Genomic DNA, 23,210 nt, shown 5'->3' on the forward strand with positions numbered 1-23,210 from the left:
CCGGCGCCTGGTCGACGTGCTGTGGGCACTGCTGCGCGACAACCGCCCCTTCGACACCCAGCCCCCGAGCATCAACGGAATCCGAGCTGCGGCTTGACATGGTCATTGAGATTCCTTCTCAGGCCGCGAACGCGGTACCGAACTGGAGACGAGACGGGCCGTCGGGGTGTGATGGGGCCTCGCGTGTGATCTGGGCAACATACCCGCGTCCGGAGGCGGCGAACGCGGATGAAGCCGCGCGATCGGTCGGTCCGATCGACGACTTGAAGGCGACGGCGATCGGCGAGAATTGCCGTCAGCCGCGAAGTTTGCCGAGCAACCAGCTGCCGACACCTTCCGGATTCTCGTCGAAGTAATAGTCGTGGATGGCTTGCAGCAGATCCTCGGTGGTGACGAAGCCGTCGCCGTCGGTGTCGAGCCTGCGGTGGATTTCGCGGGCATCGCCGGCAGGCAGGTGCATGAGCGCCCCCGTCCAGCGGGCGTAGTCCTCGGCATTCAGTTTGCCGTCGCCGTCGCCGTCGGCGATCGCCATGATCGCCGAGAGGAACGGTCGATAGCCCTGGTCGAATGATTCCTCGGTCACCAGCAGGCCTTCCGCGAAAGCCTGCTTGTACTCGGCGAGATCGACCGATCCGTCGATGTCCACATCGCCCACCGATGCCAGGCGGCCCCACAGCTGCAAGCTCAGTTGCAGCAACTGGTGCGCGGCAGGCGAATCCGGTTCGTGGCCGAACTCCGCGGCCACCGCGCGCGCCGAACTCTCGAAATCGCTGCGCTCGATCCGGCCGTCTCCGTCGAAATCGAACGTCTCGAACCGCCGCTCCAACTTGCGCGTCAAGAACTCGCTGATCTCCATGCCTGTCCCGTCCACTCGAGTCCATCATCGCCACCGTGGCCGGTCGGCCACCAGCGGAATTCTCCGCTGATTCCGACCGCGCCACGCCACGAAACCGTTTTCCCGGTGGACATTTCGTGATCAACTCTCGCCGGTGGGACCGTGGTCTACGGACGGACATCATTGAATCAGGCGCGCCTGGCCGCCCTGTCGTGGTCTCCCGCCGCGCGGGAACCGGGTACCTGTAAGGCGAAGTGGCAACTGCCGCAGACGGTAATGGCCGCAGCGGCAAGCGATCTCGGCATCCGATCCTCGGGCTGGTCTGCTCCGGCTTCGGAGGGAGCCTCGAACTCCGCACGGCGAGCAGACTCACCGCCGCCGAGGTCGCCCTGCGGTGCGTGGCATGTCAGTCGATAACAGCGGTGGCCTCGACCTCCACCAGCAGGTCGGGCTCACCCAGCGCAGCGACCCCCAGCAGGGTGATCGGTTTGACTGGATCGACACCCAACTTCGCGGCCGCCCTGGCCACGCCTTCGCCGAGCAACGGCATCTTGTCGGGGGACCAGTCGACTACATAGATGGTCAGTTTCGCCACATCATCGAACGATCCGCCGATCCCGGCCATGGCCGTACCGACATTGAGATAGGCCTGCTCGACCTGTGCGGCCAGATCTCCCTCGCCGACGGGCTTTCCGGTAGCGTCGCGGGCCACCTGCCCGGCCAGGAACACCAGCCTCGAGCCGGTGGCGATCGATAACTGCCGGTACACCTCGGGTTTCGGCAATCCGTCCGGGTTGACCATTTCCACGGCCATAACGCACTCCTCACTCACGCAAGATCGACGATTCTGAACATAGCATCGCTATGTAATGTGGTGCCGTGGTCAGAACGAAAGATCCGGCGGTCCGCACCCAGCTGATCGAGCGGGCGGCGCGCATGCTTCGAGCCCGGGAACCGATCACTCTGCGATCGGTCGTCGCGGGAACCGGTTTGTCGACCATGGCCGTCTACACCTACTTCGGGGGGATGGAGGGCCTGTGGCAGGCGATGCGCCAGGAAGGGTTCACTCGCCTGGCGGCCGAGCTCAACGCGGTCACCCTGACGGCGGACCCGGTCCGAGACCTCGCCGCCCTCGGGGCCGCGTACCTCTCCAACGCCCTTGCCGGTCCGGACCTCTACCGGGTCATGTTCGACGCCGACTTCGCACTCGAAGACCCCGCCGCCGCCGACGAAACCCTGCACTGCCTGGTGCGCGCCGTCGAACGGGCGAAAACCATCGGACGGTTCCGCTCCGACGTCGACCCCCAGGCTCTCGCTACCCAGAGTTGGGCCATCGGCCATGGACTGGTGTCCCTCGTGGCAACCGGCCCCTTACCGCGCGAAGCGCTCGATTACGGCGCACCCATGCTCACCGCTCTTTTCACCAGCTGCGGCGACGACCCCGACACCTGCCACCGATCAGTCGAACTCGGCTGGACCCCGAGCCACCCCCGGAATGACTCCCGCTGACGGGAGGAAGGCGGCGATGCGGTCGATGCCGCGAGTGGCGTGGGTGTCGGTTTCGTCCAAGACGGCAGAGCTCTCCGCCCGTAGGCTCCGAGCCGGTATCAACTGACCACCGGCGATCTCCGCCGTCCGTTCTCTGGAGGATTTTGTGACACGCGAACTGGTCTACACGGGCTTCATGTCGCTCGACGGAGTAGTCGACTCGCCAGGCGGCGCGGTCGAGGGACATCGCAGCGGCGGCTGGGTGATGGACACCGAGTTCGTGCCCGAGGCCTACTCGCTCAAGGGGGAGGAACTCGCCGAGACCACGGCGCTGATGTTCGGCCGACGCAGCTACGAGGCGTTCGCCCCGATGTGGCCCGCTTCGGAAGATCATGTCGCGTACAAGGAACTCCCCAAGTACATCGTCTCGACCAGTCTCACCGACGACGCCCTGATCGACGGATGGGGTCCGATCACGATCCTGCGGTCGATCGAGGATGTCGCCGAACTGAAGCAGGGCGACGGCGGCGCGATCTTCATCCACGGCAGCGCCGAACTGGCCAGGCGCCTGTCGGACGCCGATCTGATCGACCGGTACAACCTGCTCGTGTTCCCGGTGCTACTGGGCGCGGGCAAAAGCCTGTTCAGCACAGCGGACCGGGACAAGCAGCAGTTACGCCTCGAGGAGTCGGCGACCTATTCGAACGGAGTGGCCAAACTCGTCTACGAAGTCGTTCGCTGAGGCGGGATCGAGCGCGATCGCACCGCCGACGCCCCCGCGCAGCTGCCGTGCCGTGCGCCCGACGTACCGTCGCAGCGCGCGGGCAAGATGGGGTTCGTCGTAATACCCGAGCAGTCCGACGACATCGCTGTCGGCCTCACCCGAGCTCAGCAGTGCCGCGGCGGTGCGGGCGCGCGCGATTTGCCGCACCGCGCCTCGGGTGAGGCCCGTCGCCGCTCGGAAGCGGCGCTCGAGCGTCCGATCGGAAACCGCTGGACGGTGGCCTCGCAAAGCCTCCGTGACCAAGCGATCGTGGATCACGACTCCGCCTCGGACGAGTCGGTCGACGAGCGCCTCGGCATCGTCCGGGTGCGGCGTCTCCCAGCGAGCACCGTCGAGCCAGAAGGTCCGGGCGGTCACCTCGGGCAAGACGATCCCCCTGTCGAGCAGGGAAGGAGCGGCCACCGCGCGAAGGGACGTGCCGACCGCGAACTGGATACCGACAAAGCTCGCGCCTTCAGGCACAGGGGCAGTGCCGGTGCCGCTCTCGGGACCTGTGACGCACGCGTACGCCGTGCCCTCCTGTTCCCAGAACACCAAACCCCAGGTCTCGGTCGCCACAGCAGTCATCTCCGCCACCTGCTCGCTGCGGCAGGTCCACACCGACGCGATCCACGGCGAATCCGACGCGCGTGTCTCGAACAGCAATCCCACCACGGCATCCTAATCCGAGGGCAGGGCCGCACCCGAAGCGATTCGTGACGGTCCCGATGTGTGGTTCCTCGGCGGTTTTCGGGGGTCCAGCGGGGGTATGTCGCCGAAGTAATGGCTGTCCCCGCGGAGGTCGGGGCACTGGGCGAGTGAGAGGAGGGTGCAGGGTGGGCGTTTCGATATTGAATCCGGCACGCGCCGGTCGATCCGTGGGCCGCGGTGTTGTCGAGTTGGACCTCGAGGCCGTGCCGTTGAGGCAGGTCCGGGCGGAGGTACGGCGTCTGCTCGCGCCGCTCGCCGGTGTCGGGGTGGAGGACGCGGTACAGGTGTGTGACGAGTTGGCAGGCAATGCTGTCGTGCATGCGCGGGCACCGCGTGACTGCCGGTTGATCGTGGCCGGCCGCGACCGGTTCCGCGTGGAGGTCGATGACGGCTCGCCCGCGCCGGCGCGGATCCGTCGGCCCGATCACACCGGCGGGCGCGGGTTGCTCCTGGTCGACCAGCTCGCAACCTGCTGGGGTGTCGACTACCACGACGGCGGCAAAACGGTGTGGGCCGAACTCGGCCCGCGCCGCGGGGGCTGGTGAGGTTCTGCGGCGTGGGTGGACTTGTCGGGACAGTTCGGCGTCGAAGACCTCCGCCGGGCTGGACTTCCGGATTGATGAGCGCAGTCGACCTATCTGGAACAACGTGGTTACCGGCGCAATCGCCGTGCTGCTCGGTCTGGGCGCGATGTTCCTCGAAATGAGCCGGACCGGACGAGTCACCGGCCAGGCACCCCCGGCGGCTGTGCCATCGCGAGTTCCCCCCGTCGGGCAGCGCGCCACCACCGCTGTCCGGAGTCGATGCCACGCCGGATCTTGCGCACAGCGGATACCTGCGTGAGCAGGTGTAGCTGATATCGCCACGGCATTTGCAGCCCGTGTCGAGCCGCCATCGCATAGGCGAACTGCACGGCGCTGCGGTCGAGGTACCGGTCGGCGTGTTCGAACCAGGCCATGCTGGAACGGGCGGCGGCCTGTATCGGGCGCAGTGCAGCGCGCCGCTGCGCATCGTAGTTCTCCAGCGCGTCGGCTACCTCGGCATGCTCGTACAGGTTCTGTGCGAGGACGACGGCGTCGATGATCGCCAACCGGGTGCCCGAACCGATGGTGAAGTGCGTGGTGTGCGCTGCGTCGCCGAGCAGCACCACGTTGTCGTGATACCAGGTCTTGTTGGTTACCTCGGAAAATCGGCTCCACCTAGCGAACTCGCCTCGTGTCTTGCTGAGCAACGAGTGACCGTCGAGAAGGCGCGTGAATATGTTCTCCAAGACACGCAGGTTCTCCAGGTTGTCCAACGAATCGAATCCCAGTCCATGCCAAGTCTGCGGTTGGCACTCGACGATGCAGGTGCTGATCTTTCCGGCGACCGACGGGTAGGCATGGAACCAGATCCAACCGGCCGCGGTGTGTTCGAAGGCGAAGGTGAATCGGGTGAAGACCTTGTCCGTACCGAGCCAGAGATACCGGTTCTCGCCGAGTGTGACCGACGTGCCGAAACGATGATCACCCAGCTGCCGTACCCGGCTGTTCGCGCCGTCGGAGGCGACGATGAGATCGGTGTCGTCGAAGCCGGACAGATCGTGGACCTCTCGCCCGTGCTGAACATCGACGCCCAGGTCGCTCGCCCGTCGGGAAAGTACGTCGAGCAACGCCGCCCGCCCCATGCTGAATCCGTAGCCCCCGAAGTGCGCGGTCTGGTTGTCGCGCACGTGGATTGCCTGTTCACGCCAGATGACGGACCCGGCACGCACCGCCTGGGCGCTGTCGGGGTCATTCCGATACAGAATGTCGAGCAGGTCGTCCCAATACACGACGCCCCAGCCATAGGTGGACCCGGGGGGATCGCGGTCGATCACCGTGATGTCATGGGCGGGGTCGCGCCGTTTCATCGAGATAGCGAAGTACAAGCCGGCCGGCCCACCACCGATACACACGATCTTCATCTCGTCACCAGCTGCAGCACGGTCGGTCGAACCTGGCTTCACATGATCGGTCCTCGATGCAACCGAGCCCGGCACGCTGTGCGTGTCCGGGCTCGGTCACCGGCGCTAGAAGCTGCCCCAGCCGCCCCAGCCACCCCAGCCGGGTGGGTTCCACCAATTCCCCCAGCCGGGATTCCATCCCCAACCAGGGCCATTACCCCAACCGCGCCCGTCACCCCAACCGGGGCCGCGACCCCAGCCTTGGCCTCGACCCCAACCCCAACCTGGGCTGTTACCCCAGCCGGGGCTGTCGACGAGTTGGGTTGCGGACGTGGGCGTCGTTGCTTGCGCGGTAGGCGCTTGCGCCGCGGCTGCGACGACCGGAATCGCAGCAACTGCGGCCATACCGGCGGCGGCCGCCAACCGGGCTAACTTCGTGTGTGAATTCTTTTTCTCGAACATGATAGGGCTCCAGAGACAGTCCCGACCTGCCCGAAGTCTACGCGTTTTCGGCGGACTCCAGAAGCCGCCGCGTTGACAAATATATATTGCTCGCCACATTTCCCACGCGGCCTAATCCGAGGATGCCCGTGTACTCCGTGGCGACGGTAGCCGGCGGTGAGGGGAGCCCGCGACGGCGGCCGTCCGACTCGGATGAGCCGCGGACGGCGGCAGGGAAGATCACATAATCGGCAACTGGATCCGGAAAACCGGGAAACGAAAACATCGTCCAGATTTCGGATCGCAGGCCAACGAATTCACCAACCGCAACGTGCAGTGGAACGGACACCCGTCTTTCATGGACGCGCTCGTCAGGGCATACCCCGGCTCGGCTTTTTGCCAAGTCCTTTGTACATCACTGTTCCAGTGGCCAGGCGAAGCGCAAGTCGGGGTATGCAGCGACGGAGTTGATAGCGGGGCTGGGCCAGAACGGACTGTCTCCAATACGCTCGACGAAAATTGACTGAGGGGCAGCCGGTCCGCTGCCTCTCAGCGAGTTCCTACACAACCGACCAGGTCAAGCGCTTGGTCCGCCGCTGACCACGTTCCAGCCGGCGATGGCATGGACTGATCAGGATCAGGACGCCGGACGCTGCGTGGTCCGCGAGTCACCCCCGCGCGTGGGCGTGGCTCGGGCCTGCCGCGCTCGGTCGAGGAGGATGAGCGGGACGGCGAGCGTGGCGAGTGCGGCTCCGAACCAGTACACCGACGTGAGAGCGGCACCGTGGGTGAGTGTCGCCGCCGCCAGCACGGGGGTGATGCTGATGCCCAATTGGAAGGCCGACACCGTTGTGGCACCCGCGATCGTGGGCGCATCGGCTGCGATCGTGAAGACGCGACCGTATATCGCGGGATTGAGCACGAACGCCGCGATACCGGTCAGGAACACCGCGGCCACCATTGCCCAGATCCGCTCGACCACGACGACACTGACCACAGACAGCGTGACTACGCCGACCACTCCCATGATCAGCGCGAAGTGCGGGCGCTGATCGGAGATCCGGCCGCCGATGGAAAGCCCGATGAAGGCGCCTGCCCCGAAGAGCGCGAGGATCGCCGGAATCCAGACCTCGGGGACTCCGGTGATGTCGGCGAGTATGGCGGCAAGGTAGTTGAACGAGATCATGTATGCCGCGGTAGTAAGGATGGTGATCCCGTATAGGCCCCACAAGGAGGGTTCCCGCATCGTGGCGATTTCCCGCGACAGGCTGGTCCCCGACGCCGGGCCGGCGCCCGACTTGCCGGCGGGGAGACCGAGCACGCAGGTGATGGCTCCGACGAGGGTCAGCACCGCGACAGCCCAGAATCCGCCACGCCAGTCGGTGAAGTGACTGAGCAGAGTACCCGCGGGGCCCCCGGCGATCATGGCGATGGTGAGACCGCTGACCACGACGCCGGATGCGCGGGCATTGCGGTCGGTGGTCACCAAGCTGATCGCGGTCACCGACGCCACAGCGAAGAAGCCGGCATAGGCCAGGCCGGAAACAAGCCTGGACAGCAACATCACCGGGAAGTTGCCCAGCAAACCGACGACAACGCTGACAGCGAAGACCACCTGAGTGACCACCAAGGCGGTGCGTCGCGGCCAGCGCAGGCTGATCACGGCGAAAAGCGGCCCGCCGACGACGACACCCGATGCGAACGCGGTGATGAGCATTCCGGCCGAGGAGAGCGCGACATCGAGGTCGGTGGCGACCGCGGGCAGGACCCCAGCCATCAGGAACTCAGCGCTACCCATCGCGAACAGGCTGAAAGCCAGCAGATACACCCCGGCGGGCAAGCGTTCGAGACGACCGCCCCGCGGCGACTCCGAAATGACGGTAACCATCAGCGGGCACCTCCGACATCGAGCGGGTTCCGGGTGATACGAGCGGACAGATCTCTTCCGACAACGATCGCGTCCCAAAGGCCTTCTGGCAGAGATATATTCGTTTCATGCGTGCTTGTGTTCAATGCGATCACCTCCGATACGAGCATCGGAGATGGCACCCGAAACCCACAAACACTGTTGCCGAATCCGGGACGCATTGGTCAATGGACCTGAAGGAGCATCAGCCCCAGCGGCTGGCTCGGACTTCTCCTACCGATCACCGCCGCCCTCGGCATCGTTCGGCCACGCGCAGTCGGCGGCTCTGACGGAGCGATAGGCCAGATGGTGGATTTCCTTCACCATTGGGAGGCGAGCGCCGCGCTGATGGTCCGGGCTGCTGCTGGGAAGCCATTCGGGTTGGGGCCGGTGAAGTTCAGGCGCAGGAAAGGGCCCGAAGGCTCAGCCGGGAACCACTCGTGACCGGATGCGACGTACACCCCTCGGGTCTCGCAATCGCGCACGAGTCGGTCGGTATCCGTGCCGTCGGGCAGCCGTGCCCAGAGGTGGAGTCCCCCCTCGGGAACGTGGTCGACATGGAGCCGAGGGGCGTGCTCGCGCAGACTGGCGACGAGCAGGTCCCTGCGTTCCCGGAGTTGGACACGAAGCCTGCGCAGGTGAGTCTTCCAGCCGGGATCGGCGACGACCTCGAGAGCCGCTTGTTGCAGAAGCCCGCTCACGTACATGGACTCCGCGGATCGGTCGGCGAGGAGTCGATCGCGCACGGGCCCGCGGGCAACGAGCGCGCCGATCCGGATAGCGGGTGACATGCTCTTGGTCAGCGAACGGAGGTAGACGACATGGCCGGCGGTGTCGTGGGCAGCGACCGGCCTCGGCTCTGTGTCGATCCCGAAGTCGTGTGCCCAGTCGTCCTCGACGAGGAACGCACCGTGCGCACGGACCAGGTCCAGCACAGCCTCGGCGCGGTCCGGCGACCACTGAGCCCCGGTAGGGTTCGCGTAGTTCGGTTGGACGTACAAGGCTCTCGCCCGACTCTCACGGAAGAACCGGTCGAGTTCGTCCGGGTCGGGCCCATCGGCGTCGCTCGGAACGGGGACCAGGCGCGCACCCGCCTGATGCGCGGCGAGGATCGCGCCCCAGTACGTCGGGGACTCGATCAACAGCGGTTGTCCCGGCGCGACCAGTGCACGGAATATCGACGTGAGCCCGCTCTGGCTTCCCGGGACGATGACGACATCGTTGGCCGTGGGCACGGCGAGACCGGCGGGCGTCAGGCCGGCCAACTCGGCCGCGAACCAGGTCCGGAGATCGTGCAGCCCGGCAGGGGCCGTGCGTGACGTCGCCGAAGCGCCTCTCGCCGCGCGGATGAGGGCCGCGCGGACCAGCCGCCCAGGCAGCAGGTCGGCCTCGGGATAGCCGGAGTGGAGTTCCTGGGCATCGGGCGCAGCGCCGCGCAGGGCGCCTGCCACGCTCGGCAGGGTGCTGCGCGGGGAGCCCAGTGCGGCTGTCTGCCAGCCGTAGTCCTGCGGACGGGTGGAACGCGGAGCCCGGACGAAGTTGCCGACGCCCGGGCGGCACTCGATGAGGCCTTCCGCGGCGAGTGACCGGATGGCCTTCTGCACTGTGACCGGACTGGCTGCGTAGTCGGTCGCCAACTGTCGTGTGGACGGTAGGCGCGCACCCGGGGCAGCCGTCGCCATCCAGGCGCGAATCCCGTCAGCCAAGCGGCTACTGCTATCGTTGGACATGTCAGTTCAGAGTAGCGCTACTGTCAAATCCAGAACTCCGCTATCTCCCGAATCGACCGGATTGACCTGGGGGCTCGTGGGTGTCGCGGCCTTCTCGTTGACGATGCCGTTCACCCGTGTCGCAGTGGGCGGACTCTCACCCCTGTTCATCGGATCCGGTCGCGCGGTGGTCGCAGCTGTGCTGGCGGGAGTGACCCTGGCGGCCACGCGGCAGACGGTCCCGGGGAGCAGGCAGTGGCTGCGGATCGCTGTCGTCGCGGCGGGGGTCGTCGTCGGCTTCCCGATTCTCACGTCGTACGCCCTCAGCGTGACACCAGCGAGTCACGGTGCCATCGTCGTCGCCCTGCTGCCCGCCGCCACTGCGGTGACGGCGGTGCTGCGTACCGGCGAGCAGCCGACACGCGCGTTCTGGCTCTTCTCACTCGCGGGCGCGATCGCCACTGTCGTGTTCGCTCTGCTGCAGAGCGGGGGCATCGGCCGGGTCCACTGGGCCGACCTGCTTCTCTTCGGTGCTGTGCTGGCGGCCGCGGTGGGGTATTCCGAAGGTGCCCTACTCGCGCGCGAAATCGGGTCCTGGCAGACCGTGTCGTGGGCCCTGATTCTCTCCTCGCCGCTGATGCTCACACTGACCGTCGTCGCGTTCGGGCGTCAGGCACCGTCGGGGTCGGCTGTCGAATGGGCTTGTTTCGCCTACCTTTCGGCCGTCAGCATGTACCTCGGCTTCTTCGCCTGGTACCGAGGGCTCGCCATCGGTCCGATGTCCCGGGTCAGTCAGGTCCAGCTCGTGCAGCCCATCATGAGCCTCTGCTGGGCGGCCCTGCTGCTCGGGGAACGCATCGGCTGGCTCACGTTCGTGGGCGGACTCGTGGTCATCGCCTGCGCGGGCGGTGCGGTTCGAAATCGGCTCGGCGGTGTCGACACCACCCCGAAGGAGTGACCGAAGTGGACACCGCGCTGCTGCGTGACGACGGCACGAGATCCGGTTGATCAGACACGGCCGGTGCGGCTGATTCGATCACCGTGGGTGAGCTGACCGTAGCTTCGTCGGCGGTGAGCCATCGCGCTACCGGCTGAACCGTGTCGATTGGCTGAACTGGACCCACAAGCTAGAACATGTATTTTCAGTGAGTAAATGCGCGGACGGCGAGGTGGATCCCGCCTTCCTGCCGGTGCGCGATGTGTTCGAGGCAAGCTTCGCCGGCGGCCGGAACGCCGGAGGGGCGGCGATCGCGTTTCGTTCCGAACCTGCGCGCGACTGGCTGTCCGGCGACCGCCGCGCCTACGACCTCGTGGCCGCGACATACAACGCGTTGTGACCGCCGATATCCTTCCGGCGATCATTGCCACATGACTGATCGGCCCGGAATCGGACCCGCGGCAGAGCTGCCGTGCATTCATCAAGCGGCAGCTCGCAGTCCGCTCGTTCCGCCGTCACGCCCCGAGTCCGACACCGACCGGGCTCACACGGTTACGGGTGGCTTCGGCCGGCTCGCTGCCTCGAGGAGCAGTTTCGCGGCCACCGTCGCCCCGTCGGCCCGGATCGCACCGGCCACGGTCCTGGCTCGTGTTCGGGTCTCGGGGGCCAGGGCCGTGGCGAGCGCGGCGGGCAGGGAGTCGACGGTCGGCGTCGAGCCCTCGTGTGCCACACCGATGCCCAGCTCGGCCACTCGTGTGGCCCAGTACGGTTGGTCGGCGATCTGGGGCACGATCACCTGGGGCGCGCCGGCTCGGGCTGCCGTGGTGGTGGTGCCCGCGCCGCCGTGGTGCACGACCGCGGCCACCCTACCGAACAGTGCCTGCTGGTTGATCTCGCCGACGACGAAGCAGTCGTCCACGTCGTCGATCGGGGCCAGCTCCGCCCAGCCGCGGGCGAGGAGCACTCGGCGGCCCTGCGCGCGGACCGCCTCGATGGCCACCCGGGCGATGTCCTTCGGTGCGTGTGCGGCCATGCTGCCGAAGCCCACATATACCGGTGGCGCGCCGGCGTCCAGGAACGCCTCCGTGCCGTTCGGGAGCGGGCGGTCGTCGGGCAGGATCCACGCCCCGGTCTGTACGACGTCGAGGTCCGTCATGCCCTGCGACGGACACAGCGTCGCGTCCGCCGCCAGCCACGGCCTGCCGGTCAAGACGTGGTCGCGGACGTTGTCCACCGGCGGCAGGCCGATCGCCGCCCGATGGCTGTTGAGCGCCTCGCCGTACAAGGCGTTCACCCGCTGGGCGTCCTGCTGCCACAGCACCCGGTTGTCGGTCTCATCCGGCGGGGACGGTGTGCCCGGCCGTCTCCCCGGAGGGAGATGTCGCGACGGCAGCCCGAGCAGGTGAAAGCACGCGAACACGTAGTGCATGCCCAGCTTCTCGGCCACGTCTCGTGCGCCGGCCGGCATCAGGCCGGTCGCCAACAGCGCGTCACATCCCTCGGCCACCGCGGTGAGCGTGTCGAACCGCGCGGCGACCAGCGCGGGAGCGAGCGCGAACGCGTCTCGCGCCGTCGGTGGCTTCGGGTTGGCGACGACCGAGTGCACCGTCGGGCCGAGCGGCACCAGCGGCACGCCGACACGCTCGAGCAGCTTCGCGAACTCCTCGTCGGGCGGCGCGCACACCCGCGCCTCGGCGCCCAGTTCCCGCAACGCCTCCGCGAGCGCCGCCAGCGGTTCGACATCCCCGCGTGACCCCCACGTCGTCAACAACACACGCACTTCGCAACTCCCCATCTCCGCAGGTTCTGGCTCTCGGCCGGTGATTCTGCGCTGCGACCCGGGTCTTGCCGCAAGCCCCCCCGTCCGCTATATGTTGAAAGTGGCGGGAAGTGTTGTCTTCTCGCCTTCGGTACTTCTCCTTTGCATGAGCGCCGCACTGGGCACGACACCGAGTAACAGCCCTCCAACGATGGTGCCAGCGATCGACCCGGCGGCCATCTCGTCATGTGCCCGCTGTTCAGCCTCCTTCATCGCTGCCGCCTCTAGCTTGGCGAGGTCGTTACGCCGTTTGAGAGCTTTCTCCCGTGCGGACTTTTCCTCCGAGGTCTGGCGCGGTGTCTGCCATCTCTCGCGGGCGGCTAGGTAACGCCGTCGAAGTTCGTCGCGGTCGCTCATCCCTCCTACTCATCCCTTCACTACTCACGCCGACACGAAAGTCATCGCTTCGCCCTGGCCAGCCAGTCTGTTGTCCTACTCCGCCGCCACTCGAGTGGTAGAAGTACTGTGCCGCAGCGGTACTCGACATCGAAATCCCAGGCATGGGGACTGGCCGTGGGCGGGATCTCGATGCCCTCGGGGACGCGAAGACCGTGTTGCTGGGCGCCTCGAGGTTCATGAAGCCGCCGAATGTGCCGGGATCCCTACCGATCCCCACGAACGGATCTACACCCGATCGGAGATCGAAGGCTTTCATGACCGTGCGGACAACCGCCACTGGACCCGCATGGAGCGGCCATACCCAGCAGCGGGCGGGGTCAGCAGACGCTGGAGGACAGTCACGTTCGCTTTTCCGTACCATCACGCGTACAGGTCTCGGCGAGCCCCGCCAGTGCTGCCGCGTGGCTGTGGGCGCCGGTATCCGAGCTGGTCACACGGTGTCCCGGGTAGGGCGGTGGGTGGTCACGGTGTCCATGTGCGGCTCCTTCGTGAACGCGATCCAATGTCACTGAGCCGGCTACGGCCCATGTCGGTGCCCTGCGCCCCTGTTCAGCGTCACTGGTGTCGCCGTGAAACTGTCCGCTGAGTTCCGCTTTGAATTCCCCTGACCATGACGTTACCGACCACCGCCGAGAACCCCCATGGTCGAATGCATGTTCGCTATCGGCGGTACCCTGTGCCGCCCTTCCCTGCTGCCCATTTCGCTCGGCTAACAATCAGCACCTGAACACGATAAGATATGCGAATTCGACAATATGTGCTGCCCGAAAGTGGGCACGCCGGAATCGAGGAGGATCGCATGACCGCTGCGCTGCATCAGGAACACACCGGCCACGACCACGTTCACGGTGAGGGGTGTGGGCATGTGGCGGTCCCGCACGCAGATCACGTCGACTATGTGCACGACGGGCACCTTCATCGTGCCCACGAGGGGCACTTCGACGAGTGCGAGCCTGCCACCGGTCACGCCACCCACGCCGGCCACGACCATACCCACGGCGCGGGCTGCGGACATGTGGCGGTGCCGCACGGTGATCACATCGATTACGTTCACGATGGCTGCCGTCACGCCGCTCATGAAGGCCACTACGACGAACACTGACCCATCGGAGGCGAACCTTGCGGCGAGTGTCTTTCAGGCGGGGGCGTGGGCGATGACGAGATCGTCATCAATGGTGACGATGTCGGCCCCGGATTGATGGAGTTCGTCGGCGAGCTCGGAGGCCGACGGCGTCCACCAGTCGTATTCCGTGGTCGCGCGGGCGATCTCGGCGCCGTCGAGCATGGTGCGGTATGTCATCGTCCAGCGCAACCGGTCCGCGGCAACCGGCTGGGCATGCCCGCGGCCTTCGTAGTCCAGACCGACCGGCGGCGCGCACGATGTAGGGGTCGACCTGTACCGGCTCGGTCGCGGCGGCCGGCGGCTGGACGTTGAACACTACCGGCGCGCCCGGCGCCAGTCGCGGGAGCAGCGCGACGAACAAGCCTCGCCGCCGGGCCGGATCGAGGTGGCCGATCATGTGCATCCCCACGGCGGCGGCGGCGGCGATCCGGTCCGGCAGAACGAGTTCGGTGGCTGCGCACGGAACGCAGGGTGACTCGGTCGCCGTCGGGGCGGTCGTGCAGCCGCGCCAGCAGCACTGCCCGCAGGTGCGGTGAAGGCTCCGCCACCAGGATCGGTGCGGGTGTCAGAGCGTCGAGCAGCACGTCGGTGCCCAGGCCCACCCCGGCGAGACTCGACTACGAGCCAACCATTGCTGGACCCTATTTTCAATAGCATCCCGGCCGCGATCCGCGACGAGATCGAATCCCGCGTCGGGAATCTGATCGCCGAACTGCTGCCCGCCCGGGCCTGAGCTGCCGGGCCTTCTGCTTGATCGCAGCGGGCTGTTCTCGCGGTAGCGGCGGTGCGCTCCAGGCTCACCGCACACCCGCTCGGTGGTGGGGATTGATGGGTGGGATCTCACCGCTTCCCGGGATAGCTTGTGGGTCAAGCAGATTCGTGAGTAGACGTCAGCCGACTGGTCGCAGGTCCGGCCGATCGTCCGCGACATCGTGCGCTCCGGCGAGACGTTTACCTACGACCTGGCGATGACCGAGGAGCAGGCGCGCGACATCTGGGTGATGGGCCGCCCGCGATGACCGTCGTCGCCGTGACCGGGGGCCGGGTGGCCGGCACCGCGAACGCGTATGCCAATCGGCCGGGCGCGCGCGCACATATCGACCGCAAGCTTCATGGTCGACGCCACGGCGCGCGGTCAGGGCATTGGTACAGCTTTGTGCCGGCATGTGATGGAGTGGGCGAAGGAAAAGGCTTCGCCGCTATGCAATTCAACGCGGTGGCCGATCCCAATCGCAGGGCTGTTGATGTCTACCAGCGGTTGGGCTTGGAGATCTGGGTACCGTGCCCGGAGCGCTTCACCATCCCGCGCTCGGCCGGGTCGGCGTGCACGTCATGTACTGCGGATTCTGAACCGTCCCGAATCTGATCCGCCATGGCGGCGCGGCGGACAAGGGAGGATAGTGGGAAGTCTCAGAGAAAGGGGACGTGTCATGCCTGAGTTCATGGATGTGCACACGACGATGAAGGGAGTTACTCCCGAAGCCCTCACTGAAGCCCACAACGCCGACCTCGCGATCCAGGACGACGAGCAAGTGAACTTCAAGCACGCCTGGGCGGACCCCGAGTCGGGGATGGTTTTCTGCCTGTCCGAGGCACCCGATGCCGGAGCGGTGCAGAGGATTCACGAGCGCGCGGGACATCCCGCCGACAACATTTACCAGGTGCCGGTCCAGGTTTGACCGCACCGGCCGCCTCTCCGCGCCATGGCCCGGAGAGGGCATCACTCCGCATAGGGCCCCGGCTTCCTTGTCAGGCGGAGGCGCGGTCGATGAGGTAAGCGATCGAGGTGCCGAGGGTGTGCGCTGGGGGCGGGGCGAAGCCGAGTTCGGCCATCATCGCCGAGACCGACAGCTCGATGATTGTTCCGGCGTCGAAGCCGATGGAGGTCAGGGGTGGGGTGCTCACTGCGCCGAGGGGGATGGCGTCGACGCCGATGGCCGCCATGTCCTGGGGGCAGTGCAAGCCGGCCTCGCGCACGCCGTGCAGGACGCTGAACGCGGTCTCGTCGTTTTGGGTGCATACGGCGGTCACGCCGTCGCGGGCCCAACCGGTGATGATGTCGGCGGCGTGTCCGTCGGAGGCGAGCGTGTCGAGCGGGATCGGAGGCACGCCTCGGCGTCGCGCCGCGGTGTGTAAGCCGGCCGGCCAGTAGTCGCCGATCATGTGCAGCTTCTTCATCGGGGATCGTGCGAAGGCCAAACGTTGGTGGCGTTGGCGGTCAGCCGGTCGGCCCCATTTCGCCTACGGTCAGGTTCAGTTCGTCCAAAACACCCAATTGCACTGCCCCGATGGATTTGGGCGATTCCGGCGGCGGCCACCGCGTCCAGCGCCGCTCCTTCGAGCGGTAAGACGCTGGCAACCGCCATCGGATTCAGGTTTTCGATCGCGTCGACGGTATCGGCGCCGTCTTCGGTTTCGAATTGCAGCGACAGCACGAGGCCACGTCGGACCCGGGATCGCGAGTCCGGGCGGCCTCGAGGCGGCCTCCCGAGTGGGTTGGCCGGGTTCAGTCAGATCATGGGATGTCGGGGGCGCTTGTGTCGGGCGCCGTCTGGCCGTTGGGTCCTGGCTCGGGAAGGGCGGCGAGTGCCGCGACGGTCGCGAACTCGCTGTCGGTGTTGTGACAGTCGGCCTGGAAGGTCAGGGTGTGCGGGTCGCCGGCTGGAGTCGTGACGGTGGCAGCGGTGGCGAGGTCGGCGGGTCTGCTTGTGTCGCGCCCTCAGGGGATCAGCGCCGATTCGTGAGGTATCCAGACCCGTCGAACCGAGAAAGTGCCCCGCCTTCTCCGGCTTTAGCGTTGGCGGAACGTGTGAGTCGTCAAGCAGTTGCATCAGTGGCCGGCAGGCGAACGCGACGGTTGGAGGAAAGCAAGCGATGAAACGAAGTTCCGACGTCGACGCCGGACGTGCCGCCACGCCTGTTGCCGATTCGGCAGGAGTACGCGCGGGAATCGGAATGGCCTGCCGTTCGATGTTGTACGTGCTCGTCGTCCTGGCGGCAGTATTCGCCGTGCTGACGGGCACGGTCGCGGCGTCACCGATCGCGAGTGCCGACGCGCCGTCGATCACCGGGTCCTGGGCGGAGGACGACCGGACCGTCCAGCTGCGGGTGCATTCCGCGGCGATGGGCCAGGACATCATGGTGAAGGTGCTGCGCCCGGCCGACCGTTCGGTGCCACGGCCGACGCTGTATCTGCTGAACGGTGGCGGTGGCGGGCAGGACAGCGCCACCTGGCAGAAGAACACCGACGTGCTGCGCTTCCTCGCCGACAAGGACGTCAATGTCGTGCAGCCGGTCGGTGGGCGCTGGAGTTACTACACCGACTGGCGGGCACCTGATCCGAAACTCGGTGTGTACAAGTGGAAGACGTTCCTCACCGAGGAGCTGCCGCCGCTGATCGATGCGGAGTTCGCCACCACGGGGGTGAACGCGATCGCGGGTCTGTCCACCTCTGGCACCTCGGTGCTGCAACTGCCGATCGCCAAACCGGGCCTGTATCAGGCGGTCGCGGCCTACAGCGGGTGTGCGCAGGTCAGTGACCCGATCGGCCGTGAGTTCGTGAAACTCGCCGTCGAGAGCTGGGGCGGCGGCGACACCGAGAACATGTACGGCCCACCCGAGGATCCGATGTGGGCCGCCAACGACCCGTACCTGCACGCCGACCAACTCCGCGGCATCCGCCTGTTCCTGTCGACCGGAACCGGCGTCCCGGGCATGTTCGACACGTACAACGGCGAGTATGCCCAGCCAGGGCCGCGTGGCTATCTGAACCAGCTGGTGTTGGGCGGGTTGATCGAGGCTGCGGTGAACTGGTGCACCCACAACATGCGCGAGCGGCTCAACACTCTCGGGATCCCCGCCACCTACGACTTCCAGCCCACCGGGACCCACTCGTGGGGATATTGGCAAGGGGCTCTGAAGAATTCGTGGCCGGTCTTGGCCGACGGCCTCGGGTTGTCGTATTGAGCGTTCGGTGACGAGCGAGTTCTCGTCATGACGGAAAGAGTCGGACCAGCTGAACAACGCAGGCCCCGTTTGTCCTGACCGTGGGCTGTACCTCCACGGTCCGCTGAGGCTGACGCCGGCCTGCGCCGCCACCCCCAGCGACTTCCTGACCTCGCCGATGAACCGGTCTCGGCACTCCCGCTGACCGGCCGAAGTTTCAGTCGGCGGCGAAGCGCGCGGCGTTGGCGGTGGCCCACCGGGCGAAGGTCGTCGCGGATCGGCCGGTGATGTCTTGGACGCTGGTGACGGGCAGGGTCGCGGGGTCCGGGTCGAAACCGCACAGAACGTTGTCGACATACCAGGTCGCGGTGTCGCCCATAGTGGGGGTCAGCGCGGTGACGGTGTCCTCGCGCGAGGACCGGTGCACGACGATGTCGCGGCCGAGTGCGTCGGCGAGGTGCCGGACCAGGTCGGTGCGCGTGAGGATCTCCGGCCCCGCCAACGGGAAGGCCCGGCCGAGATGGCTGTCGCTGAGCAGGGCGGTGGCGGCGACGGCGGCGATGTCGTCCATGGCGATCGGCGCGCTCGCGGCTTCGGGCCGCGGATCCCGGACGGCGCCGGACGCACGGATCTGGTGTGACCAGACCAGGGTGTTCTCCATGAAATCGCCGGGCCACAAGTGGGTCCAGGCCAAGCCACTGTCCTCGACAGCCGTGCAGACGCTGCCCCACCAACTCTCCGGTTCGCCGGACAGATCGACGATATGCCGCACACCGGCCGCGCGGGCCAGCGCGAGCACCTCGGTGACACTGTCCGGTGTCGGCGCCAGGTACATCCGCTCCACTTCCGCGAACGCCGCGGGCAGCGTGTCCGGTCGACGCAGGTGGCCCTCGGCCACCTCGACTCCGGCGGGCAGCGCTGCCTTCCGCGGATTGCTGGTCAGCGCGCGAATCTCGGTGACTCCCTGGGCGAGTAGGTGGTCTACGACCTTGCGGCCGATGTTCGCGGTGGCTCCGGTTACCAAGATGGTCATCTGTCCCCCTCCGGCGTGATGTTGAACAACCCATCCTGCCAGTTGATTCCAGATCATGGTGCCGGCCAAGGCCGGATGATCTTGCGTCGCCGCCGGTCTTCACCGTGCGCCGCTGGATGGTGCGTCCGATCCGATAACGGCTGTTCGATCCCGCTCGATGTCTTGTCACCGAGAATGTCTCGTCGGCAGGGCGACACAGTACGCACTGGTATCGAATGCCGAAACGGAAGACGCAATCAATCGACAGAATAACTGTTCTTATTCAAGTCGATATTTTTGTGAATATCCACGACAAGGTGACAAACAATCATCCGAAAGCCTCCAAATCGGCGTGAACAGTGAGCTGGAGCCCACGGTCCGTGATCTGATCGACTCGTCCCGAACCCGGGACGCGTCAAAATGCACAACCGAGGAATACGTATGAACCGCAGAATTATTCGTCCGCTCACCGTCGCCGCGTTCGCGCTGTCCGCCGTCGCCCTCGGCACCACCTCCGCGGCTGCCACCACGGCCACACCCGTGTCGGGCTCGGTGGAAGTGTGCACTGGCATCCCGGTCGGCCCGGTCGAGATCAGCTTCTGCCTGTAAGCGGCCTGCCCAGTTGGACACGGCGGTGGCGAGGCCGTTCGGAATCGTCACCGCCGCGCGGCAGGTCGATCGTCGGCAACCCATCCGTGCCCTGGTCGTCGGCGATGTGGTCCTCCGGCGCAAGATCACATGTCAGGTCGACGGCTCACAGCTGTTTGGACGCAAAAGGATCCGGGTGCACGCAGTGTCAGCGGCGCTGAGTTGGGACAGCTGCTCGGCCGACTACCCGAATCCCGTCCGGCGTTCGTTGTCGGAATCCCTAAACCATGCCGAAATCCGTTCCTCTTTGTCACAAGCGAAGGTCGAACGGCGAGATCGGCGGTCGAGGTAGCGTATGTCCCTGCCCAGTGGCCTTTGGGTGGTAAGGAGTCACAATGTCTGTCGCTACCTCTGCTGAGCCGTTTCTGACCTCCTCGGGTCAGCCGGTTTCGACTCCGCTGAAGGATGTGCGGACCATCTCCCGCCAGATGGTGGGCCATTTCATCGAGAACGTCGTGCCGTGCGCGACGTTGCCCGGCGAAGCTCTCGATGGCGATATCACCACCGTCACCCGGGTGTGCTTGGAATTGACGAAGAGCATGCTCGATGGTCGGGACCTTCCGGGGCGGACCGAGCGAGTGCGGGATGCCGCCGGCGACTGGGCACGGGAGGGCATCCCTATCGACACCATCCATCACGCTATCCACGAAGGCTTCAAACTCGGATTCGACCTCCTGCTGGCCGATGCCACCACCCATGACTACGCCACGGTCGCCGGGATCGCCCGACGTCTGATGGATGCCCTGGGCATGATCACCTCAGCGGTATCGGTGGCCTACGTTCGTGAACTACGTTCGGCGGTCAGCGAGCATCACACCGCCGTCCACACATTGACCTCGGCGCTACTGGGCGGACAGAACCCCTCGACCATGGCCCGGGAGTGCGGCATCGAGGTAGCCGACCGCTATCACGTTATGGCATTGGAACTGCCACCACATCCCGAGGAACTCGATTCCTCGCTCGACGCGAAAGTGGTCGCCCGCCGCAAGTTGCGGCGGGTTCAGGCGGAATTGGCCAACCGGTGCGGCGGTAAAGTGTTGTCTTTGTTGAGCGTCGACGGCGGTACGCTGCTGTTACCCTTCTCGGAATTCGCCGACCCAGATCTGGACCAGTTGATCGTTCATTTGTCCGCCGCAGCTCAGGTGCCGGTCAAAGCGGTTGTCATGGCAGCGGCGCCCGCGGAGATCCCGCGCGCCGCCGAGCAAGTTCATGAACTCGTCGATATCGTGCACCGGCTCGGTGGCGAAAGCAAACTGTATCGCCCGCACGAATTGGCATTCGAGTACCAGTTGACCCGGCCCGGCCCGGCCCGCGACTACCTGAGTGCTGTTCTCGATTCCCTCGAAGAGCACCCGGAGCTGCTGCAAACGCTCGAAGTGCATTTGGCGACGAACATGCAGCGCTCACGGACCGCTCGCAGACTGTACGTGCACACGAATACGGTGGATTACCGGTTGAAACGGATCGAGCAGATCACCGGATTCGGCACGAGCGACGTCACCGGCCTGTGCTATCTGAGGGCGGCGCTGCTGATCCGGGCGCATCGCGGACCGAGCGCGGCCGCCACAGCTGCCGTGGCCCGGGGCGCAGGTGGGACTCCTTCCTACGCAGTGTGATACGCGGGCCTCGCGGCGGGATCGTGCGCGTCGGCGCTGGAGTGAACGCCACTTCCATACCTACTCGGGGCCCGGTTCGCCGGCTTCAGGCGAATGTCGCTGTCGAGCTGTGGGAAGCAAGCGTGTAATCGGCCGCATGGCCGACGTGTCGGATACTGGCCGCATGACCCACGCCTGGATGGATATGCGATCCTTGCCGATCGAGTTGCGTTCCTACCTGGAAGATCTCGTGCGACGCGCTCACACCGTCTGTGGCCGTCACCTGGTCAGCGTCATCGCGGTGGGGTCGGTCGCCCTCGACGACTATCGACACGGACGCAGCGACGTCGATGTGGTGATCGTCGCCGCCCCGTTACTCCCCGCGCGGGCTCTGGGTGAACTGGCCGAGTCACTCGCTCACCCCGCGCTGTCCTGCCCGGCGGCCGGGCTGGAGCTGGTGGTCTACGATGCGGACTTCGTCGCCGTTCCGTCCGGCGAGGCCGGTTATCTCATGGACCTCAATACCGGCCCGATGCTGCCGGACCGCGTGAGTTTCGATCCGACGGAATCATCGGCCTTCTGGTATGTCATCGATCGTTCCATCGCCTGCCAGGCGGGGCGTGTGCTGTACGGGCCCCCGGTGCGCCAGGTGATCGCGGCACCCTCGCGGCGCGACCTGCTCGCGGCGATCCTGGCCTCCGTCCGGGAGCATGCTGGGGGAGAGGGGCACCTCGCCGACAATCAGGTGCTGAACGGCTGCCGGTCGGTGGCATTCTGCCGCACGGGTCGCTGGATACCCAAACGTCGAGCGGCGCAGATGATCTCGATATCCGAGCCGGAATTCCGGTTCCTTATCGAATCGGCTCTGCTCAGCTTCCAGCGTCCACGCTCGGAAGCGTTCCCGCTGCCTGGCAATGATGTTCGCGACTTCCTGGCGTGGGTGGGGGAGTGCGTCGGTGAAGCCCGCGACACGGGCGGCGATCGGTGATCGACGGGTAGGTACGTGCGACGGCGACAGCTTCTCGTCGAAGCCTCCGACCGCAGCTGAGAAATACCCGGCTCGCCGGGCGCAGTCTCAGCCACGGATGTAAAAAATGCGCTTACATAGATATGCGCATCAAACCATAGAATTCATCGCGTGTGCCGTTCACAGCGCTCGGGCAAGATCGAAGCCATGGACCCGACCCCGAGTGCGCCTCTGCCCAGGAGTATCGATGAATTCCGCGTGCTCGCGCACTCTCGCCTGGCCGGGTTCCCGCGTATCGAGGTCCCGGATGCGCCCGGTATACGTCGCGCGGCGGTCGTTCTGTGCGTGGTCGAGGAGCCCGATGAGTCGCTGTCGGTGATCGTCATCAAGCGGGCCTATCGAGGCCGCAACGCCGGGCAGTGGGGGCTGCCCGGCGGACGGCTGGACGAAGGCGAGACCGTCGAACAAGCCGCCTTACGGGAACTGCACGAAGAACTGGGCTTGTGCGCGCGTCCGGATGACTTGCTCGGCGCGCTCGACGACTTCCCCGCCGCGTCCGGATTCACGATCACTCCTCTGGTCCTGGCGCTGGCCGACGCCACGCAGCTGCGGCCCAATCCGGACGAGGTCTACTCGGTCCACCTGGTCGACCTGGCCCGGCTCGCCGCCGAGGACACCCCGCGCTGGGTTCGGGCCGAAGACGCGGTGCGGCAAGCGGAACTGCGCGATGACGCCGCGCCGGCCGGTGCGGCGGGCCTCCTGCAGATGCGGCTCGGCCCGAAGATGACCATCCACGCACCCACCGGCGCGATGCTCTGGCAGTTCCGCGAAGTCGTCCTGCTCGGCACAGACTCTGCGGCGGCCAGGGTGGCTCACTTCACCCAGCCCGATTGGACTCACCGCTAGGCACGGTCGACGGACTCACGTCCGGGGGCGGGGACCGGCGTCACCAGGCGGCCCGACCCGTGCGGCATCGCAATTGTCCTGC

Annotated in this window: 25 protein-coding genes; 13 read left to right on the forward strand and 12 right to left on the reverse strand. The window is 66.3% G+C overall.

Annotated features, from left to right (window positions below; genetic code table 11):
• Positions 1-295: 295 nt before the first annotated feature.
• Positions 296-871: an EF-hand domain-containing protein gene (locus GVY39_RS30630; RefSeq protein WP_201295411.1), complete on the reverse strand. Its 576-nt coding sequence runs from the start codon at positions 869-871 to the stop codon at positions 296-298.
• A gap of 370 nt (positions 872-1,241) precedes the next feature.
• The gene (locus tag GVY39_RS30635) at positions 1,242-1,649 is read right to left on the reverse strand and encodes a RidA family protein (RefSeq protein ID WP_159930482.1); all 408 of its coding nucleotides are present in this window, start codon (positions 1,647-1,649) and stop codon (positions 1,242-1,244) included.
• A 65-nt stretch (positions 1,650-1,714) separates the two neighbouring features.
• Between GVY39_RS30635 and GVY39_RS30640 the strand changes: the two genes are divergently transcribed.
• Both GVY39_RS30640 and GVY39_RS30645 read left to right on the forward strand, forming a co-directional pair.
• Positions 1,715-2,344, forward strand: coding sequence for a TetR/AcrR family transcriptional regulator (locus GVY39_RS30640; protein WP_159930481.1), 630 nt, complete (start codon positions 1,715-1,717; stop codon positions 2,342-2,344).
• A 145-nt stretch (positions 2,345-2,489) separates the two neighbouring features.
• Positions 2,490-3,065, forward strand: coding sequence for a dihydrofolate reductase family protein (locus GVY39_RS30645; RefSeq protein ID WP_159930480.1), 576 nt, complete (start codon positions 2,490-2,492; stop codon positions 3,063-3,065).
• Here the strand turns inward: GVY39_RS30645 and GVY39_RS30650 are convergent.
• Positions 2,997-3,758 (reverse strand): helix-turn-helix domain-containing protein, encoded by a 762-nt coding sequence (locus GVY39_RS30650; RefSeq protein ID WP_159930479.1) that lies wholly within the window; start codon positions 3,756-3,758, stop codon positions 2,997-2,999. The genes GVY39_RS30645 and GVY39_RS30650 overlap by 69 nt on opposite strands.
• 164 nt (positions 3,759-3,922) lie before the next feature.
• On the opposite strand from GVY39_RS30650, the gene GVY39_RS30655 reads away from it, so the two are divergent.
• Complete coding sequence (locus tag GVY39_RS30655) at positions 3,923-4,342, forward strand: ATP-binding protein (protein WP_159930478.1); 420 nt, start codon at positions 3,923-3,925, stop codon at positions 4,340-4,342.
• A 176-nt stretch (positions 4,343-4,518) separates the two neighbouring features.
• Here GVY39_RS30655 and GVY39_RS30660 read toward each other — a convergent pair whose 3' ends face one another.
• The 3 genes from GVY39_RS30660 to GVY39_RS30675 form a co-directional block, all read right to left on the reverse strand.
• Complete coding sequence (locus tag GVY39_RS30660) at positions 4,519-5,688, reverse strand: FAD-dependent monooxygenase (RefSeq protein WP_201295409.1); 1,170 nt, start codon at positions 5,686-5,688, stop codon at positions 4,519-4,521.
• A 1,111-nt stretch (positions 5,689-6,799) separates the two neighbouring features.
• Positions 6,800-8,050, reverse strand: coding sequence for an MFS transporter (locus tag GVY39_RS30670; protein ID WP_159930475.1), 1,251 nt, complete (start codon positions 8,048-8,050; stop codon positions 6,800-6,802).
• A 338-nt stretch (positions 8,051-8,388) separates the two neighbouring features.
• Positions 8,389-9,798 carry a PLP-dependent aminotransferase family protein gene (locus GVY39_RS30675; RefSeq protein WP_159930474.1) on the reverse strand — a complete coding sequence of 470 codons (1,410 nt, stop codon included), beginning with the start codon at positions 9,796-9,798 and terminating at the stop codon, positions 8,389-8,391.
• On the opposite strand from GVY39_RS30675, the gene GVY39_RS30680 reads away from it, so the two are divergent.
• Positions 9,797-10,735 (forward strand): DMT family transporter, encoded by a 939-nt coding sequence (locus tag GVY39_RS30680; RefSeq protein ID WP_159930473.1) that lies wholly within the window; start codon positions 9,797-9,799, stop codon positions 10,733-10,735. The genes GVY39_RS30675 and GVY39_RS30680 overlap by 2 nt on opposite strands.
• A 211-nt stretch (positions 10,736-10,946) precedes the next feature.
• Entirely contained in the window at positions 10,947-11,114 is a 168-nt protein-coding gene (locus GVY39_RS30685) for a hypothetical protein (protein WP_159930472.1), read from the forward strand.
• A 144-nt stretch (positions 11,115-11,258) separates the two neighbouring features.
• Here the strand turns inward: GVY39_RS30685 and GVY39_RS30690 are convergent, their stop codons facing one another.
• Both GVY39_RS30690 and GVY39_RS30695 read right to left on the reverse strand, forming a co-directional pair.
• Entirely contained in the window at positions 11,259-12,494 is a 1,236-nt protein-coding gene (locus GVY39_RS30690) for a glycosyltransferase (RefSeq protein ID WP_159930471.1), read from the reverse strand.
• Between the two features lie 87 nt (positions 12,495-12,581).
• On the reverse strand, positions 12,582-12,890 hold the full coding sequence (locus GVY39_RS30695; protein WP_159930470.1) for a hypothetical protein: 309 nt from the start codon (positions 12,888-12,890) through the stop codon (positions 12,582-12,584).
• Positions 12,891-13,731: 841 nt separating this feature from the next.
• On the opposite strand from GVY39_RS30695, the gene GVY39_RS34820 reads away from it, so the two are divergent.
• Positions 13,732-14,034, forward strand: coding sequence for a hypothetical protein (locus tag GVY39_RS34820; protein ID WP_159930469.1), 303 nt, complete (start codon positions 13,732-13,734; stop codon positions 14,032-14,034).
• Between the two features lie 33 nt (positions 14,035-14,067).
• On the opposite strand, the gene GVY39_RS30705 is transcribed toward GVY39_RS34820, so the two are convergent.
• Positions 14,068-14,232 (reverse strand): hypothetical protein, encoded by a 165-nt coding sequence (locus GVY39_RS30705; protein ID WP_159930468.1) that lies wholly within the window; start codon positions 14,230-14,232, stop codon positions 14,068-14,070.
• Positions 14,233-14,450: 218 nt separating this feature from the next.
• On the opposite strand from GVY39_RS30705, the gene GVY39_RS30710 reads away from it, so the two are divergent.
• Positions 14,451-14,591 (forward strand): hypothetical protein, encoded by a 141-nt coding sequence (locus GVY39_RS30710; RefSeq protein WP_159930467.1) that lies wholly within the window; start codon positions 14,451-14,453, stop codon positions 14,589-14,591.
• An 894-nt stretch (positions 14,592-15,485) separates the two neighbouring features.
• Positions 15,486-15,734 (forward strand): SCO4226 family nickel-binding protein, encoded by a 249-nt coding sequence (locus GVY39_RS34830; protein WP_159930466.1) that lies wholly within the window; start codon positions 15,486-15,488, stop codon positions 15,732-15,734.
• A gap of 70 nt (positions 15,735-15,804) precedes the next feature.
• Here GVY39_RS34830 and GVY39_RS30725 read toward each other — a convergent pair whose 3' ends face one another.
• Together GVY39_RS30725 and GVY39_RS34835 are read right to left on the reverse strand one after the other, a co-directional pair.
• Positions 15,805-16,233 (reverse strand): substrate-binding domain-containing protein, encoded by a 429-nt coding sequence (locus tag GVY39_RS30725; protein WP_236565768.1) that lies wholly within the window; start codon positions 16,231-16,233, stop codon positions 15,805-15,807.
• Complete coding sequence (locus GVY39_RS34835; RefSeq protein ID WP_236565767.1) at positions 16,230-16,490, reverse strand: hypothetical protein; 261 nt, start codon at positions 16,488-16,490, stop codon at positions 16,230-16,232. The genes GVY39_RS30725 and GVY39_RS34835 overlap by 4 nt, the downstream gene beginning before the upstream one ends.
• 535 nt (positions 16,491-17,025) lie before the next feature.
• Between GVY39_RS34835 and GVY39_RS30730 the strand changes: the two genes are divergently transcribed.
• A complete protein-coding gene (locus GVY39_RS30730) occupies positions 17,026-18,021 on the forward strand; it encodes an alpha/beta hydrolase family protein (protein WP_195071504.1) in 996 nt (331 codons plus the stop codon).
• Positions 18,022-18,217: 196 nt separating this feature from the next.
• Here the strand turns inward: GVY39_RS30730 and GVY39_RS30735 are convergent, their stop codons facing one another.
• Positions 18,218-19,033, reverse strand: coding sequence for an SDR family oxidoreductase (locus tag GVY39_RS30735; protein ID WP_159930465.1), 816 nt, complete (start codon positions 19,031-19,033; stop codon positions 18,218-18,220).
• 420 nt (positions 19,034-19,453) lie between these two features.
• On the opposite strand from GVY39_RS30735, the gene GVY39_RS34130 reads away from it, so the two are divergent.
• The 4 genes from GVY39_RS34130 (at position 19,454) to GVY39_RS30750 (ending at position 23,128) form a co-directional block, all read left to right on the forward strand.
• Positions 19,454-19,621 carry a hypothetical protein gene (locus GVY39_RS34130; protein ID WP_195071480.1) on the forward strand — a complete coding sequence of 56 codons (168 nt, stop codon included), beginning with the start codon at positions 19,454-19,456 and terminating at the stop codon, positions 19,619-19,621.
• Positions 19,622-19,995: 374 nt separating this feature from the next.
• Entirely contained in the window at positions 19,996-21,276 is a 1,281-nt protein-coding gene (locus tag GVY39_RS30740; protein ID WP_159930464.1) for a CdaR family transcriptional regulator, read from the forward strand.
• Positions 21,277-21,439: 163 nt separating this feature from the next.
• Positions 21,440-22,243 carry an aminoglycoside adenylyltransferase domain-containing protein gene (locus tag GVY39_RS30745; protein WP_201295406.1) on the forward strand — a complete coding sequence of 268 codons (804 nt, stop codon included), beginning with the start codon at positions 21,440-21,442 and terminating at the stop codon, positions 22,241-22,243.
• Positions 22,244-22,393: 150 nt separating this feature from the next.
• Entirely contained in the window at positions 22,394-23,128 is a 735-nt protein-coding gene (locus GVY39_RS30750) for a CoA pyrophosphatase (protein WP_304654143.1), read from the forward strand.
• Positions 23,129-23,210 lie beyond the last annotated feature (82 nt).

The sequence above is a fragment of the Nocardia sp. CY15 genome (assembly GCF_009829295.1).
Taxonomy (GTDB): domain Bacteria; phylum Actinomycetota; class Actinomycetes; order Mycobacteriales; family Mycobacteriaceae; genus Nocardia; species Nocardia sputi.